Below are 16,535 nucleotides of genomic sequence, written 5' to 3' on the forward strand. Positions count from 1 at the left end.
GTCCACGGCCTATGCAAGTTCTCGGGCAGTGACAGCTTGTTTGGCAAAGGCTCGGGGCGTCAAGCCGCCCAGGGCCGTATGAGGTCGGTCATCGTTGTAGTGGCACCTCCAGTCCTCGATGCGATCACGGGCATCAGCCAGCGACAGGAACCACGAGGCGTTCAAGCACTCCGCCCGTAGGCGGCCATTGAACGACTCGATATAGGCGTTGTCGGTCGGCTTGCCCGGTCGTGAGAAGTCGATCTCGACCCCGTTCAGATAGGCCCACTGGTCGAGCATGCGCCCGGCGAACTCCGGTCCATTGTCGACCCGCAGGCTCTTGGGCCGACCTCGCAGCCGGACCAAAGCGTCCAGAGCCTCGGTCACCTGGAAGGCGCGGAAGTTGGCTCACGGCGTGAGTGAGAGCGCCTCTCGCGTATGGCAATCGACGACCGTCAGGATCCGGAACGGACGACCATCGAAGAGGCGGTCGGACATGAAATCCATGGCCCAGACCTCGTTGGGTCCGCCGATCGCCGGTCGCCCCTGACGATAGCGCCACGCCCGCTTGCGTTTGGGCAGCTTGGACCGGATCGACAGCCCTTCGTCCCGGTAGATCCGGCAGGTGCGCTTATGGTTCACATCCCAGCCCTCCCGTCGCAGCAGGATGTGCAACCGCCGATAGCCGTAGCGCACACGTGCGGCGGCCAGTTCCTTCAACCGCATCCGCAGCGCGACCTGAGGGTCTGAGCGCTTCTTGTAGCGCTGGGACGAACGGCCGAAGCCGGTAGCCTGACAGGCCCGACGCTCGCTGATGTCGTAAGCCACCTGCAGGTGACCAGCGACCTCGCGGCGAGCGGCAGGCCTCACCACTTTCGCTTGAGGACGTCCTGCAGCATGGAGCGGTCCAGCGTCAGATCGGCGACCAGCCGCTTCAACTTGCTATTCTCGTCCTCCAACTGCTTGAGCCGTCGGATCTCCGGCACGCCCATGCCGGCGAACTGCTTCTTCCAGCGGTAAAACGTCGGCTCAGTGACGCCCATCTTCCGGCAGACCTCGTCCACCGTCGCGCCGTTCTCTGCCTGCCGCAGGGCGAAGGCGATCTGTTCGTTCGTGAAGCGTTTGCGAGGCATGGCATCCACCCTCCTTCAGGGTTCAGGATGCCCGAAAAACTTGTGCTCAGCGCGGACCAGTTCGGTGGGTCAGGGTCACGTACACCTCTAGGAACCCAAAATTGGCAGTGCTGCCCATCGCCGTCGTTCACAGATCCCGGACTTTCTCGGACCGTAGGGGTATAACCGACCTTGCTCAACGTCGAGTTGATCCCACAACCCTGATTTGAGCGGTGAAGAGGTTTCTTTGTCACGGTCGAGCTACCTCGCTTCATTGAAGAAACGAGCTTCTTAGAACAAAAAAACGAAACCAGATAGAAAATTAGGCAGTAAACGGGGGTCCGATTTTCCGGATGCGCTCAGATCCTGAAACTACAAGGCCGATAATTGCAACTTTACGAGACGCGATATCAATTATACCCATCGAAGCTTAAAGGCGAATGGACCCCGGTGATCTGCAAATTCGACGATCACCATGCCCTGCGGTTTACAAGTGCCCGGCAACTTGTATATCTGCCCTTCATTCATGTCCACCCACTCAACAATTTCGTCCAAAAACGGAAGTGTCGGCCGCATTGGAAAGGCGACAATATGCGAGCCGACATTGATATGCTTTCGTTTTAGAGATCTTTTTCCAGTCGCAATTTGCTGCGGCGTATAACATTTCAAGTCTACGACCTGCCGGCGCGATGCTTCTTTAGCTTCGACACGCCGTAGGAACTCGCTGCCGGTTTGCACCGGATAGGCGTTCTGAGTAAAACCCGTAAGTTCAGTCAAAACTTTTGTCATCAATTCTCGACCGCTAACTGATAAGAAATATAATTTGCGAGTGGCATGCCCGGGATCTGGAACGTCTTCTACCAATCCAAGTCCTGGCTTGCCTGATCGGTCCTTTTTACCCAGTGCCATCAAAATTCTTTGGGCGCTTGACGTGACGAGTCCGCTTTCCTGTTCGATCTGCGAAAGCTGCTGCCCTGGCTCTTCAGCCACGCTGAGCATCACCTGTATCCAGGATGCGGGTAGATCAGTGGATCCAAGAGCCTGTCGCATTACCTCGTTTGCCCTTCGCAACCCACCGATGGTCGTGCGGGCATGTGCTCGTTCGTTTTCCACGGCGGTTCTCCCACGGTGCCGTCCGATTGGATCTAGGTAGCACCGATCGGCTAACATTGTAAGCCCTGTTGACAGTCTGGCTAACGCCGGTCATAAGGGTGCAAGGATGTGGTCTGGCCAGACGCGGACGCCGGCATCGCCAAGGCATGCTCGCGCCATCCCGGGTTTCACGAGACCCACAAGAACCTCGTACTGGCTAAGGCTAGCGAGGGATCTCGGGCACTTTGCCCACAAGGTCGACCTCAGTCATCAAGGTGATTGAGCGGTATCCTGTCGTCTCCCAAACGGGGAAGACAGTTAGCGGACTTGGCGATACGCCAAGTGTGACGATCGCGGGGCGCCCCGCTTCCTTTTCAAGCTTACTAATTTCTTTTGGAGAACTCACGTGGGTAAGATTAGCGACGATTGCAGAGAAAGAATGAAGCACAACGATGTTTTTCAAGGTATGGACGTTCTGAGAGACATTGCAGATCAAGTCGCCAGCGGAAAGCGTAAGCACGCGGTGGTTTCTGGACCGCCTGGAGTTGGAAAGAACTACATTTTCGAGGCAGCCTTTGAGCGGCACGGCAGAATTTGGCGGCCAGAACGCGTAGCATCGGCGGCGGCTCTCATCGAGCACATTGAGGAAAACAATAAGGCGTCGGATGTAAATGCATTCGACGAGTCCGATCATATGTTGCGCAATGTTAACATGCTCAACGTTCTCAAGATTGCGACAGATCCGAAACCTACAGAGCGGATACTGAGTCATAGGACTCGGCTCGAAAAGACGAGCATACCACCGTTCAATGTGAATTGCTCCTTCGTATTTCTTATGAATACTGATCTGTATTCAGAGAAACTTTTGGACGATCCAAGATTTGGCCATCATCTGAACGCGTTTAACAGTAGATGTAACCCCTTCGTTATGTCGTTCTCGCATCATCAGATATTTGACTATACGTGCTATCTTGTTATCTGCGAGAAGATCCTGATGAAAGATGGGTTTTCAAGAAAGGTGTCGGAAGCCGCCCTCAAATATTTTACGGAAACAATGAATCTTGTTAAGGATGTCAGTCCTCGACGGATCAAACATATCGCAACAGAAATTTCTCGCAGCCCTGATCGGTGGCGAGATTATCTTAAGCCGACCCTTGGTCAGATGTGGTGTGAACCACCGGATTGGACTCCTCAGCTTGAGCCTTCCTTTAAAAAAGATCGGCCGATTGAGAAACTGCTTACACCGAATGCCTATCCGTCCTCCGTTTCAGCTAGACATCCGTAGTCGGCGCAAAAATTGCGCACGATCCCAAAAAAAGAGACGCATCGCGTGTGCTGTTCTTCGGTGATGAATCGCAAGAGTACACACGCGATCCTAGGATGTGAATCGAACCAAGGCGTTGCATGGTTTGTGCTTTTTTTGTGATTCAGGGCCGCCTTTTACAGCGTGGAGGCGGCGATGGCGGATCTGTTCTGGCTCTCAGATGAGCAGTGGGCGGTGATGGCCCCGTTCATGCCCGACGCTTCGGACGCCCGCGGGACTTGTATATTCCGGCCGCGATCTTGGCGTCACGTTCGGCCTCACGCTTCTTGCGCTTGCGCTCGGCGTCCTTATCGAGCTTGGCCTGCTGCTGCTGCTCCACAGTCAGGCGCGTAGCGGCGGGCTTCGGCCCTGGCTTGGCCGGCTTCGGGCGCTCCACGTCCAGAATTCCAGCCTCGGGAACCGGCGCGGTGATCACGTCGGTGTAGCCCGCGTTGATTAGCCGGACGGCCAAACACGCCGCCTGTGCCTCGTCGTAGACGAAGACACTGTAGGGTCCGGCGTAGTCTCGCGCGCGGATCGCGCCACGGGTCGCGAACTGAAGCAGATCCTCGCCTTCGCGAGCCGCCTGGATGTCGGTGCTCTTAAGCCCAAATGCGCGGATGATGGCTGCGTCGTCCGGCACCGCCTTGGCCGAGTAGAGCATCGCGCAACTCGTGAAGTCCCGCAGACGGTTGGACCCGGCCAGCTTGGGCTTGACCTCCTCACCCCCGACGCGGCCGGCGAAGTACGGAACGATCGCCTCGTTCCCCGCCCAGTAGCCCGCGAACCCGGTCCGCTCCAGGAAGCGCGAGATTGCCACGAGGCAGCGGCGCCCCTCCTTCTGTTGCCACCACGTCGTCGAGCCGGGGTGCTTCGTGAAGTAGGAAATGGTGATCTGGGGCTGACCCGTTCGCGGACCGCCAACCGGGATCTTCTGAATGCGGATCGTGCCTGAGCGACGGGCGGCATGGTCGGCGAGACTGCCCTCGAACCCGGCCGCGGCGACCCGCAAGCTCGCGCACCCGTACAGGTTCGCGAACGACCAGATCGAGCGCCAAGTCACCGGGCGCAGGGCGGCGTCTTCCCAGTTCGCGAGATCGACCTCGACGGCGCGCCCAGGAGAGGCAGCGAGGCGACACATCTCGCTGAGGTGTTGCGCGCCGACATCCCGCAGAACCTTTCCCAGGCTCACCGGCTCCGCGTCCCGGCGGAGGACCAACCGGGACCAACCGGTTTCGTTACCCGAGACCAAGCCAAACTGGGCGTCCAGAGACCGCCAGGACATACCGAGCCCAATCTCGTGCGAGGTTACAGCGGCCTCGGGGATCTCGTCCCAGCGCACGTGCCAGCCATCAACGACACCCGGCTCCTGATCCATGACCGCCGAGTGCGTTGCCACAACCACGACATGGGCGTCGTCGACGTCGTTGAGCGCATCACGGAGACGACGAGCGACGAAGCCGCCCGTACCGGACTGACCGGAGTGGATCACGACGATCATCAGGGTCTGGCACCCAGTGGCCGCTACCTTCACCTGAAGTCGTTCGACGTGCTCTTCGATCAGTTCGATGCGTGGAGCCACGAGCAGGTACCGAGCGACGGTACCAACGATCTCGTTGATGAACTCGGTCGATTTGCCCCCGCCGGGTGGGCTGATGAGGAGGCCGCAGGTGATTTCGCCGCCGACCTCTTGTTGGGGCAGCGTAGTAATTTCCGTCCGTTGCATGTCTCTTTAGTGTAATAGGTGGACGGAATTATGTGTCGTCCGCCGCGGTGAAGTGAACGGCTTATCACAGAAAAGCAAGGCAAGACATATCTATAGATTATTGACTTGTCAGACGAGTTCTGAACCGAAGGCGCGCCGTTGCCTTTGGGTGCGGGCAGTGCCCGTGCCCGAAGAGGACGAGCGCGCACAGTGGCGGGGTGCGGCCCCGCGACCCCGCCCTGATGAACAGGTAGCCGACCGTTTCGGGATCAATCCTGTGGCGGCGCGAACTGCGCCGCGGCAGGACCTCTCACCACTTCGCTCCGCTTCGAGCGGGGCTGTCACCCCGCTCGGTCTGCGCTCGCGGCGACCTCGGGACGATGTCTTCTTGGCGATCTACGTCTCAACCCAAGATGTGTACTTCAGGGACGCCGGACTCATTAGCCCCCGGTTCCGTCGTCTCCTCTCAGGGCCCGGATTTCCTAGAGTCGGGCGCCGCAGGCGCCGCCCAGGCACGCAACGGACGTTCAAGTTCTGGATGCATGTGGTGCTTCGTGACATCGAACCACAGGACCTGCGCTGCTCCCGCTCGTCGCCGCGCGAAGCGAGCAACTCGTCCCGTTGGTCCTCGTCGTTATGCCTCGAAAAGCTCGTCCGGTTCGAAGTTGAGAAGAGCGCGCCGCGAAGTGGCGCGGCGGTTCGCGCCGAGCGCGGGGACCTCCTGAGAAGCCGTCTAAGCTTAACGTCACGCTTACCCTGCCTCGGCACGGTCGCGCCGCTCAATCCAGGGATCCGCTCATGACCGAAATCACCGACACCGTTGGCGTCGCGGGCGACCGCATCCGCTCCATCATCGAGCGGGTCGAGCGCATCGACCAGGAGATCAAGGACCTGATGGAGACCAAGAAGGAGGTCTTCGCCGAGGCCAAGGGCGAGGGGCTCGACGTAAAGGTGCTCAAGGAGATCCTGAAGCTCCGCAAGCAGGACAAGGACGAGCGCGACGAGCAGGAGACGCTGCTCGACGTGTATCTGCGCGCCATGGATGCGCCGGCGCCTCTGGCCGAAGCTGCCTGAGTCCCGATTCCGGGTGGGGACGGTGCATCAGGTGCCGTCCCGCCTGTCCCCGCGCGCGATCTCACGAAGGCCATTGTCTGGTAGCGGCCGTTGCAGGTTCAGTGCGTCTGCGGTCGAGGCCGTGAGCCACGTCGACCACTCGTCGGAGTTGGTCAGCAGAACAGGCATCGCCTTTGGATGAACGGATCCGACAACGCCGTTCGCCTCCGTCGTAAGGAACGAGAACAGCCGGTGCTCAGCCTCGGCTCGCTCCGGGTTCTCGGCTTTCGTCCCCCGCACCCCGGTCCAGGGTCGCCAGATGCCCGCGAACGCGAACAGCGGCCGATCCTGATCGAGTGCGAACCAGACCGGCGTTTTGCGCGGCTTGGTGTCGGCGTACTCCGAGAACGAGGTTGCCGGGACAAGGCAGCGGAACTCCGGCTTCAGCCATGGGCGCCAGTGTGGGCTGGCGACGTTCCGGACGTTCGTGACGGGGTGTTCACCGAACGCCTTCGGGCCGGGGATCCCCCAGCGCATCATTGTGAGCCTGCGCTGTCCATCCGCAGCCAACACCACCGGCGCCATCTGATCGGGGAAGATCGCGGGAAGAGCGGGCAGATTGCCGACCTCATCGCGCTCGACCCCGAACACGGTCCGGATCTCGGCTTGCGGGCGCACTAGGCTGTAGAGGTTGCACATGTCTCCATCATAGCAGGCGCCGCGTCACGCATGCGCCACCGGCAGTTCGGCGACCTGCGTCGTGTAGCGCGGGGTACGTATGTCGAACTTCGTGTTCCAGGCGCGCCGCTGCACCACCCCTGCCCGCGCCGGAACCACGCTGCCCCGGCCGAAGCGCGCGTTGCACACGTCCAGCGCCCGCATCAGTCCGCCCGCTACCGGTCCAAAGCCAGCCGGTCAGGTCAACCACGCCCCAATGTCCGCCGAGCTTCCCTCCGCAGGGCTGAGGACCGCGCGTTAGCATGTCCTTGAAGCGCCACTCCGGAACGATCATCTCGATTGTCGTTACAAACACACTCAGGGTCGGAGCGTAACGCCCTCTGCGGTGGCCATCCGTTGTTAAAGAAATTTGCAGGGCTCGTCGGCGATATCTCTAACGCTCCGGTTAGCCTCCAAAGTGATCCGGCAGGTGTGCGACAAGGTTGGCTGAGCATGTTCCAGAGAATGGGCGGAGCGGCACGCCAGAGCGATCTCGGCGGTCTGGCCATCCTCGGAGCGGATCTCAAAGCGCACCTCGACCCGGTTTGCCGCATCGCCGCCGACCTCTTCGGCATACCGATCGTGATGATTTCGACGGCCGCTGACCAGCGGTTCAAACTAGTGGCGTGCCACGGCCTGTCCGCTGACCAGATCGACCGTGCAGACGCGTTCCACAATGACGCAATGCAGGCGAGCGCGGACGCGGCGCTCGTCGTGCCGAACCTGATGCTCGATACGCGCTTTGCAACGGCGTCACTCGTCACAGAAGAACCGCGCGTCCGCTTCCATGCCGGTGTGCCATTAGTATCCCGCTCCGGTGAGATCGTCGGCATCATCCGCCTCTTCGACACCGTTCCGCGCTCTGGCTTCGACGAGCGGCAGAAGCGCCAGCTATGCGACCTCGCACGCATGGCGACGGTCCACCTACGCTTGCACGGGTCGCAACTCGGCTACGAGTTCGAGAGAGGCGAGCGCCTGAGCATTGAGGAGCGGCTGAGGGCGGCGCAGGAGTTCCAGGTGCTGGCCGAGGAAATGGCCTGCCTCGGCCATTGGCGCATAGACGTGGCCCAACGCACGATCGCGTGGTCGGCAGGGATCGCCACGATCTTCGGCCGCAATGCCCGTCTCGATCCGCTCGAACTTGAGACCCATCTCGGTTACTACCACCCAGACGATCAGGCGATCGTAAGGGCACACATCGAGGCTGCGATGGCCGGTCGCAGTGACCTGCCGCGTGGTGGCTACGAGCACGGGTCGCGTGTGCTGCGCCCGGACGGCGATCTCCGGCATGTGCGTGTGCATGGTCTCGCCGAGCGTGACCAGGGTGGTCACGTCGTGTCGCTGCACGGCATATGTCTCGATGTGACCGATCTCGCCCGCTCAGAGCGCGAGCTTCGCACCGCGGGCGAGTTGCTGCGCACGACCCTGGAAGCGATGGACCAGGGCCTACTGATGCTTGGACCCGACGAGCGCGTGCGCATCCACAACCGCCGCGCTCACGATCTGCTCGACCTGCCCGACGATCTGCTCCACGACGGCGCCCCCTTCGATCCGATCCGCCGCCGTCAACTCGCACGCGGTGAATTCGACGGAGCATCCGATCGTCTGCGGTGCTGGATCCAAACCGGCGGACTGGAGCGCGCGCCGATCACCCACGAGCGGAGGCGGCCGGATGGCGCATGGCTCGAAGTGCGCGGCGTTCCGCTACCAGACGGTGGGGTCGTGCGCACCTACACCGATGTGACCCGGCGACGCTCTGGCGAGGAAGCGCTGCGTGTGAAGTCGGCGCTGCTCGACACCGTGCTCGACACGATGGACCAGGGGCTGATGATGATCGACGCGCACGGCGTCGTGCAGGTTTGCAACGCGCGCGCCGTCGCCCTCCTAGACTTGCCGCTCCAGATGATGCGCGCGCGGCCGACCTTCGAGGCTGTGCGCCAGTATCAGCTTGCTCAAGAGGAGTTCGGCAAGTCGTCGCAGGCTATGCGTGCCTGGGTGGCCGATAGCGGCTTGGAGTGCGGGGCCCATACCTATGAGCGGGAACGCCCGAACGGCACCATCCTAGAGATCAGAACGGTGCCGCTGCCGGACGGCGGCGCGGTGCGCACCTACACCGATGTCACGCAGCGCCGCGCGAACGAGCACACCGTGCAGGAGAGCGAGGAGCGCTACCGTCTGCTGGCGGAGAACACCACCGACGTGATCGTCTGGTGCGACCTGGATACAACGCGCCGCTACATCTCACCCGCGGTTCGAAGCGTCTTCGGCTACGAGCCGGAGGAACTCGTCGGCACGCGCCCGATCGATTTCGTCCATCCTGATGATGTCGATCGATATCGGACCGTCCTGGCCGGTCTGACCGAGGGTCGAACCGATCAGGTCGTCACGATGCAGCGCTATCGGTCCAAGTCCGGGCATTGGGTATGGATCGAGGCATCGTTCAAGCTCACGCGCGACCCGAGCGGCAAGCCGAGTGGCTACGTGGCGGCGTTGCGGAACGTGACCGACCGCAAGGCCGCCGAGGAAGGGCTACGACTCAGCGAGGAGCGTCTGTCTCTGGCGCTCAATAGCGGCAGCGACGGATTGTGGGACTGGGATCTCACCACAGGCGCGATCCAGTTCTCCGACCACTGGTTCTCGATGTTGGGCTTCGGGCCAGGGGAAATCGAGCCGCACATCCGCGTCTGGGACGACTTCATCCATCCGGACGATGATGAGCGGGCCCGCCGTCTCATGATCGACCACATCAAGGGTCTGACGCCGACCTACGAATGCGAGTACCGCATGCGCAGCAAGACCGGCGGGTACGTCTGGACCCTTGCCCGTGGCAAGGTGGTCAGCCGCGACGGAACCGGGCGTGCGATGCGGATCGTCGGCACTCACATCGACATTACTCGGCGCAAGGAGGCTGAGCAGCAGATCGCCTACATGGCGATGCATGACGGTCTGACCGGGCTGGCGAACCGCAGGCTGTTTCGCGAGAGGCTCGAACAGGCGCTTGCGAGCGCGAAACGCTCCGGCGCCTCCTTCGCGCTTCTCGCCTGCGACCTCGATCGCTTCAAGGCCGTGAACGACACGCTCGGCCATCCGGCCGGAGACGCGCTGTTGCGTATAATCGCCCATCGCCTTCAGGTCCTTGGTCGCGCCGGAGATACGGTCGCACGCCTCGGCGGCGATGAGTTCGCCATGATCGTTGCGGGCCTTGAAACGCCTCAGAACATCAGCCTGTTTGCGCAGCGTGTGATCGAGGCCGTGGAGCGTCCCGTCGATCTCGATGGGCATGCAGCGACAGTCAGCGTGAGCATCGGCATCGCGCTTGGAACCGGGATCAGCCCTGAGGCCGACACCCTGTTCAAGCACGCCGACACCGCGCTCTACCGCGCCAAGGCCGTGGGCCGGAATGGCTACAGCTTCTACGATCCGAACCTTGATGCGGAAGCGGCCAAGCGCAGCCAACTCGAACGTGATCTCCGCGACGCCGTCCGACGCGGTGGCTTCGTGCTGCACTATCAGCCGGTTCTTGGGATCGCGGACGAGATAGTCGGCGGCTTCGAGGCGTTGTTACGCTGGCAGCACCCTACGCGGGGGGCGATCTCGCCGGCTGAGTTCATTCCACTCGCGGAAGAGACCGGCCTGATCATCGCACTCGGCGAATGGGCCATCCGAGAAGCCTGTCACGAGGCCGCGTCCTGGCAGAACGACCTGCGCGTCGCGGTGAACGTCTCAGCCGTGCAGTTTCAGCAACCGGGCTTGGAACAGGTCGTCCTGGGAGCGCTGGTCGCGTCGGGGTTGCCTCCGCAACGCCTGGAGCTTGAGATCACTGAGAGCGTGCTGATGCAGGACAGCGCGGCGTCCATCGGCATCCTGCACCGGCTGAAGAACCTCGGCGTTCGCATCGCGCTGGACGACTTCGGCACCGGCTTCTCGTCACTGAGCTATCTGCGCCGGTTCCCGTTCGACAAGATCAAGATCGACCGCTCGTTCGTCCATGACATCGCCGATCCCAATACAGCCGCGATTGTGCGCGCGATCGTCGGCATCGGCGTTCAGTTAGGCGCGACTATAACGGCCGAAGGTGTCGAGACGCAGGAGCAACTGGATCAGGTGCGGCAGGAGGGCTGCACTGAGGTGCAGGGTTTCCTCTACAGCAGGCCCGTCACGGTCGCAGAAGCCCTAAACTTCGCGCTGTTGCGGCAGACTGGACGTAAGCCGCCCACGGCCACTCCACACGCGAGCGCCGAAACGAGATCAAGGACATCCCCAAGAGCCTCGGTCGCCGCGGAACGCTGGCGGGTAGATCTGGCCGCACGAAGCGCTGGTGGAACTGATCTTAGCAGGTTTAACATCGGCGACGATCCGGAGAATGATGTTCGGACCGTCGACGAATGCTCACGAGAATAATGCGGCTGACCCATCGGCCATGTAGGGTCAGTTCATCGGCAATTTTGCCGGCTGGACCCGATTATTATGAGTTATTGGTACGACGTGCATTTTGAAGACCTGGACGGATCTGCTGCGACGCTCCTTCATGATCCGATCGTGAGCCACGCACTCCAGTGCACCGGCTATTCCCTTAATGCGTGGGGTCGGAGCCTGGGCGAAAATGTGATGATCCTCCACTTCCGGGAGAAGGACGACGCACTGCGCTTTGTCGAGACGTTCGAACTGGCCCACCCCCAGCCCATGCGCATGAGCGGTATCGCTGCGCCCCTGTATTTTGGGGCGCGGATCTACGCGGAGTGATCCTCGCGGGATCCACATCGGCGACGATCTGGAGTTCATCCTCCAGATCGTCGTTACGCTGCGGCGATGATCGTCTCCTGATCTTGAGAGGCGAGCATTGCTGCATGGACGCGTTGCACGGCGCGGCCCCGACGCCGGTCCGACGTGCCGTCTCCCGACCCCGGACGCCATATCAGCCGCTCGCGTCGGCGGCTCGGCGCCGGCCAACCTAGGCCGTCATTCCATCCGTCGTCAGAGCGACGAGGCGGACGAGCACCCACCAGAGATAGAAGCCTGCCTCGGAGTTCAGCGTGTTCTTGTCGGCAAGGCCGTGCGCGATCACGTTGCGCAGGTTCGGGCCGACCCGACCCGCCAGCAGCGAGCGGAGTTCGAACACCATGTCCGCGCCGAGAACCTCCGCCATCTCCTGGTGCGAGAGGACCCGCTCGACGCTCCAGACTTCCTCCACACCGTCCCGATCGACGTTGCGCGCGACGCCGCCGCGCTGCTCCAGGCCATGGTGTGTCGTTCACGAGGGAGCGCTTGGTAGCACACGAGATCGTAAGGACGCCCGAAAAGGCAGATCGTTTATAACCCGGTTCGACCTCGGGATCCAGAAAACCTCATGCGCCTGCGAACACTCCTCACACTCGTTTTCGCAGGCAGCGCCCTCGTGCCCACGCTTATCGGCTCGGTGGCGGTGTCCCACTTCACCGCAACCCGTGCCCAGATCCGGGTCGAGGCGCGCATGGCCGATCTCGCCGGCCAGTTGCGCCAACTTATCGACGCTAACGTCGCGGAGCGTCTGAACGACATGGCGGTGCTGACAAGTGTTGCCAGCACCACTGCAACAAGTCCGGAAGCACGGCGGACCTGGATCGAGGCCCTGCGTACGACCTACCCAGCCTACGCCTGGATCGGCTTCGCTGACCGGGACGGAACTGTCACGGCCAGCACGAGTCGCATGCTGGAGGGTGTGAGCGTTGCTGCCCGCCCCTGGTTCCAGAAGGGACAGGCAGGGCTCTCCATCCTCGACGTGCACGAGGCAGCCCTGCTCGCCAGCAAGCTCCCGGAACTGCCCTACGGCGAACCGAAGCGCTTCGTGGACGTCGCTGCCCCTCTTCGCGACGGCTCGGGCAGCGCTGTGGGTGTTGTCGGCGCCCATCTCAGCCTGTCCTGGATGCGCGAGATGAGCCGGGCCGCCATCGCTCCTGCCTTGGCTCGGGATCCCAGCGTTTCTGTGCTGATCCTGGCCAGTGACGGCACTGTCGTGCTGGGCCCAGGTGATCGCGAGGGCAAGCGTCTGCGGGAGGATCTGCCTGCGCTTCCTGGACTGGCCACCGACGCGGAACTGGTCACTGGCCGTCATTCATGGCCCGACGGGATCGAGTACTTCGTTAGCACAAGCCGGTCACCCCGATCAGTCGATCACCCGACACTGCCCTGGACCGTGGTGGTTCGCCAGCCGGTCGCCGTCGCCCTGATGCCCACGCGCATCTTCATTCAGTCGCTGGCTGCCGGGAGCGCTGCCTTCGCCGTGCTGTGGGCGCTATTCGGTTGGCTTGCGGCCGAGCGGCTGGCTGGCCCACTTCGCGCGCTGGCAGCCAGCGCCAATCGCGTCGACAACTCCTCGACGGATGCCCGGCTGCCCACACCGCGCGGCTACACCGAGATTTCAGAACTGACCGGCGCCCTGACGGCTCTCCTGAGGCGCCTGGGCGAGCGGGATCAAGCCCTGGCTGCCCTGAATGTGGAGCTTGAGCAGCGCGTGGCGGACCGCACCACTGAACTGGCCGAGGCCCGCGATCGGGCAGAGGCGGCGCAGGTCAGGGCCGAGGCCGGCGAGCAGGCCAAAGGCGAGTTCCTGGCAACGATGAGCCACGAGATCCGCACGCCGCTCCACGGCGTGATCGGATACGCCGATCTTCTGCTTGGCGAGCCGAACCTTGATCCCGCCGCACGGCAGCATGGTTTCCGCATCCGGTCCGCCGGAACCGCCCTTCTGACGATCGTCAACGACGTGCTCGACTACTCGAAGATCGAGGCCGGGCAGTTCGAGATCAAGCCGCGTGCTTTCTCGCTCACTGTCCTCATCGATGGTGTCGTCGACATCATGCGCGGCTCGGCCGAGGCCAAGGGCCTCAGTCTTGGCGTGACGCTCGCTCCCGCCCTGCCAGACAGCGTGATCGGGGATGAGGACCGGCTGAGGCAGATCCTGCTGAACCTGATCGGGAACGCAATCAAGTTCACGCATGTCGGCTGGGTCGACCTGGGCATCGAGGCGGAGGGCGCCGACGCGGGCCGCGCACGGCTGCGCTTCTGCGTCCGCGACACCGGCCCTGGCATTCCGAAGAACCGGCAGCATCTGCTCTTTCAGCGCTTCCGCCAACTCGACGGCTCGGCTCAGCGCCAGCACGGCGGTACGGGCCTCGGGCTCGCAATCTGCAAGAGCCTCGTAGAGTTGATGGGGGGCACCATCGGTGTCGAGAGTGTCGACGGCCAGGGATCGCTCTTCTGGTTCTCGCTGCCGTTCTCACTCGCCGCGAGTGGAGGCCATGCTGAGGCACAGTCGCTGACGAAGGTGGATCGGCTTGGTCGTCGTCTTCTCGTCGCCGAGGATGTGCCGCTCAACCAGGACCTCATCCGAGCCATACTGGAGGCAGTCGGCCACACCATCGATATCGTGAGCAATGGCCTGGAGGCCGTCGATGCGGTTCAGGCGAAGCGGTACGATCTCGTGCTGATGGATGCGCAGATGCCGGTGATGGACGGGATGGCTGCGACGCGTCGGATCCGCGCCCTCGATCATCCCGCGGCGCGTCTGCCGATCATCGCACTGACGGCGAGTGTGCTGCCTGAACAAGTCGATGAGTTCCACGCTGCTGGCATGAACGATCACATCGGCAAGCCGTTCAATCGAACGGCTCTGCTCGACATGATCGACCGCTGGGCGAGCGTCGAACCTCCGTCGAGCGCGTTACCCCGGAGCATGGACCGGACGGCGTTCAACCAGATGCGTGCGATCGTCGGTCGCGAGCGGATGAAGGACCTGCTCGCCACGCTCGGCGCCGAGCTTGAGCAGCGCTTCGGCCGATCTGCCGGACCCATCGATCGGCACGGGCTCGCGCAGGACGCGCATGCCATGAGGTCGGCGGCGGGGATGATCGGGTTCTCAGACTTGGCTCGGGTGTGCAGCGAAGTCGAGGCGATTTGTCAGACGGCCGGGAGCTATGATGCGGCGCTTGACGCTCTGCGGGCGCTTGCTGCCGAGACGATCGCGGAGATCGAGGTTCTCCGCGCAGCGTGACGCCACTCCGGATCCGAACGGCAAAGTTTCTCCATTCCAGTCGAGGCGTCCCGCTCGAACGGGATCCGCATCCGGACAGGCTTCAACCCGTCTGCGCCCGCATCGCGGGCGCCTCTTCGCGCAGCACGTAGCCGCGGCCCCAAACGGTCTCGATGTAGTTGCGACCGTGGCTGGCGTTCGCCAGCTTCCGGCGCATCTTGCAGATGAACACGTCGATGATCTTGAGTTCCGGCTCGTCCATGCCGCCGTAGAGATGGTTGAGGAACATCTCCTTGGTGAGCGTGGTGCCCTTCCGGAGCGAGAGGAGTTCCAGCATCTGGTACTCCTTGCCTGTCAGATTGACGCGATTGCCGGCGATGCTCACGGTCTTCTGGTCGAGGTTGACCACGAGGTCGCCGGTGGTGATCACCGACTGGGCATGGCCCTTCGAGCGGCGCACGATCGCGTGGATGCGGGCGACGAGCTCGTCCTTGTGGAAGGGCTTGGTCAGGTAGTCGTCGGCGCCGAAGCCGAGGCCCTTCACCTTGTCTTCGATCCCAGCCATGCCGGAGAGGATCAGGATTGGGGTCTTGACCTTGGCGACCCGCAGGGAGCGCAGAACCTCGTAGCCCGACATGTCGGGCAGGTTCAGGTCGAGCAGGATGATATCGTAGTCGTAGAGCTTGCCGAGATCGACACCCTCCTCACCGAAGTCCGTGGTCTAGGTGTTGAAGTTCTCGGACTTGAGCATCAGTTCGATGCTCTGGGCGACGGTCGCGTCGTCTTCGATTAGCAGCACGCGCATGGTTTCGTCCTCAGCCGGCCCATGCGAGAGCGGGCACAGCCTCCACGGCTACGCTATCATGGTTAACCTCGCGTCAACCTCGGGGCAAGGCCGGCATGATGAGTGACTACGCCGGCCTTCACCCAAGTCACCAACTATCAATGTTGGCATTTAGAAAAGTTCGATTACATCGTCGAAATTGAGTTGAAACTCATTCGCAAAATTGTGATGCGAGAACGTGAACACCGGGACCATCTGCTGATGATCTGGTCCACGATCGATCCGACACGACCAAGCCTGTTCGTCCAAATGATCGATGTTGGACCGGCACCATGCCTGCGGCCGATCCCACATTTTCCGCTGATCCTCAAGCGTCAGGACAGGCCGGAGCCGGACGACGTGACACGGCGAGGGCAGATGATCGACGGGATCCTGGGGCCGTCGCGATGCCGCTACTACGGCCATCATTCTGGTCAGAAATGCGGGACGTGGCATCACTCGGACCCTCCCTGCATGCCGCGTCTCGAAACCAGAGCCTTGTATCCACTTCTGAAATTGATCTCGTTACACATCAATGATAGTTGTCCTTCGTTGCAATCTCTCAAACCATGAACCGTTGAAAATGAGCGGTATATGTGGTCTCTAACATCCACGCGTATTGGTCGGCCCCCACGAGGTGGTCCAAGGGTAAAGTTAGTGCGCGGTAGGCCGCTCCGCCACGAGTAGCTTGGCCGGCGGAGCTGGTCGGGCGAGCGCAGCCGGCCAAGCGGAGAAGGCTGGCA

10 protein-coding genes and 3 pseudogenes are annotated in these 16,535 nt (G+C 62.1%); 6 read left to right on the plus strand and 7 right to left on the minus strand.

What is annotated here, in order from left to right:
• Positions 1–9 precede the first annotated feature (9 nt).
• Positions 10–1,112: pseudogene (locus ACS5RC_RS11120) on the minus strand (IS3 family transposase).
• Between the two features lie 393 nt (positions 1,113–1,505).
• Positions 1,506–2,204 carry a hypothetical protein gene (locus tag ACS5RC_RS11125; RefSeq protein WP_478343905.1) on the minus strand — a complete coding sequence of 233 codons (699 nt, stop codon included), beginning with the start codon at positions 2,202–2,204 and terminating at the stop codon, positions 1,506–1,508.
• 418 nt (positions 2,205–2,622) lie between these two features.
• Between ACS5RC_RS11125 and ACS5RC_RS11130 the strand changes: the two genes are divergently transcribed.
• Positions 2,623–3,468: a hypothetical protein gene (locus tag ACS5RC_RS11130; RefSeq protein WP_478343906.1), complete on the plus strand. Its 846-nt coding sequence runs from the start codon at positions 2,623–2,625 to the stop codon at positions 3,466–3,468.
• A gap of 226 nt (positions 3,469–3,694) precedes the next feature.
• On the opposite strand, the gene ACS5RC_RS11135 is transcribed toward ACS5RC_RS11130, so the two are convergent.
• Positions 3,695–5,212 (minus strand): hypothetical protein, encoded by a 1,518-nt coding sequence (locus ACS5RC_RS11135; protein WP_478343907.1) that lies wholly within the window; start codon positions 5,210–5,212, stop codon positions 3,695–3,697.
• Between the two features lie 777 nt (positions 5,213–5,989).
• Here ACS5RC_RS11135 and ACS5RC_RS11140 point away from each other — a divergent pair.
• Positions 5,990–6,265 carry a DUF2312 domain-containing protein gene (locus tag ACS5RC_RS11140; protein ID WP_478343908.1) on the plus strand — a complete coding sequence of 92 codons (276 nt, stop codon included), beginning with the start codon at positions 5,990–5,992 and terminating at the stop codon, positions 6,263–6,265.
• A 27-nt stretch (positions 6,266–6,292) separates the two neighbouring features.
• Here the strand turns inward: ACS5RC_RS11140 and ACS5RC_RS11145 are convergent, their stop codons facing one another.
• On the minus strand, positions 6,293–6,943 hold the full coding sequence (locus ACS5RC_RS11145; protein WP_478343909.1) for an SOS response-associated peptidase: 651 nt from the start codon (positions 6,941–6,943) through the stop codon (positions 6,293–6,295).
• Positions 6,944–6,967: 24 nt separating this feature from the next.
• Positions 6,968–7,138 (minus strand): annotated as a pseudogene (locus ACS5RC_RS11150) (DUF4113 domain-containing protein); the annotation flags it as partial.
• A 276-nt stretch (positions 7,139–7,414) separates the two neighbouring features.
• Between ACS5RC_RS11150 and ACS5RC_RS11155 the strand changes: the two are divergent.
• Entirely contained in the window at positions 7,415–11,362 is a 3,948-nt protein-coding gene (locus ACS5RC_RS11155) for an EAL domain-containing protein (protein ID WP_478343910.1), read from the plus strand.
• Positions 11,363–11,428: 66 nt separating this feature from the next.
• Positions 11,429–11,704 carry a hypothetical protein gene (locus ACS5RC_RS11160; protein ID WP_478343911.1) on the plus strand — a complete coding sequence of 92 codons (276 nt, stop codon included), beginning with the start codon at positions 11,429–11,431 and terminating at the stop codon, positions 11,702–11,704.
• Between the two features lie 208 nt (positions 11,705–11,912).
• On the opposite strand, the gene ACS5RC_RS11165 is transcribed toward ACS5RC_RS11160, so the two are convergent.
• Positions 11,913–12,152, minus strand: a complete 240-nt coding sequence (locus ACS5RC_RS11165; protein ID WP_478343912.1) for a DUF4209 domain-containing protein — start codon at positions 12,150–12,152, stop codon at positions 11,913–11,915.
• 156 nt (positions 12,153–12,308) lie between these two features.
• Here ACS5RC_RS11165 and ACS5RC_RS11170 point away from each other — a divergent pair, with 156 nt between their 5' ends.
• Positions 12,309–14,990 (plus strand): hybrid sensor histidine kinase/response regulator, encoded by a 2,682-nt coding sequence (locus ACS5RC_RS11170; RefSeq protein ID WP_478343913.1) that lies wholly within the window; start codon positions 12,309–12,311, stop codon positions 14,988–14,990.
• An 82-nt stretch (positions 14,991–15,072) separates the two neighbouring features.
• Here the strand turns inward: ACS5RC_RS11170 and ctrA are convergent.
• Positions 15,073–15,774, minus strand: a pseudogene (gene ctrA, locus ACS5RC_RS11175) (response regulator transcription factor CtrA).
• Between the two features lie 102 nt (positions 15,775–15,876).
• On the opposite strand from ctrA, the gene ACS5RC_RS11180 reads away from it, so the two are divergent.
• Positions 15,877–16,365: a hypothetical protein gene (locus ACS5RC_RS11180; RefSeq protein ID WP_478343914.1), complete on the plus strand. Its 489-nt coding sequence runs from the start codon at positions 15,877–15,879 to the stop codon at positions 16,363–16,365.
• Positions 16,366–16,535: the final 170 nt, after the last annotated feature.

It is taken from the genome of Methylobacterium sp. HJ2, from assembly GCF_056431005.1.

Excerpts from the sequence above, each read along its gene's own strand:
- ACS5RC_RS11130 (WP_478343906.1), top strand. The coding sequence starts at position 2,623 with ATGAAGCACAACGATGTTTTTCAAGGTATGGACGTTCTGAGAGACATT.
- ACS5RC_RS11135 (WP_478343907.1), bottom strand. The coding sequence starts at position 5,212 with ATGCAACGGACGGAAATTACTACGCTGCCCCAACAAGAGGTCGGCGGC.
- ACS5RC_RS11140 (WP_478343908.1), top strand. The coding sequence starts at position 5,990 with ATGACCGAAATCACCGACACCGTTGGCGTCGCGGGCGACCGCATCCGC.
- ACS5RC_RS11145 (WP_478343909.1), bottom strand. The coding sequence starts at position 6,943 with ATGTGCAACCTCTACAGCCTAGTGCGCCCGCAAGCCGAGATCCGGACC.
- ACS5RC_RS11155 (WP_478343910.1), top strand. The coding sequence starts at position 7,415 with ATGTTCCAGAGAATGGGCGGAGCGGCACGCCAGAGCGATCTCGGCGGT.
- ACS5RC_RS11160 (WP_478343911.1), top strand. The coding sequence starts at position 11,429 with ATGAGTTATTGGTACGACGTGCATTTTGAAGACCTGGACGGATCTGCT.
- ACS5RC_RS11170 (WP_478343913.1), top strand. The coding sequence starts at position 12,309 with ATGCGCCTGCGAACACTCCTCACACTCGTTTTCGCAGGCAGCGCCCTC.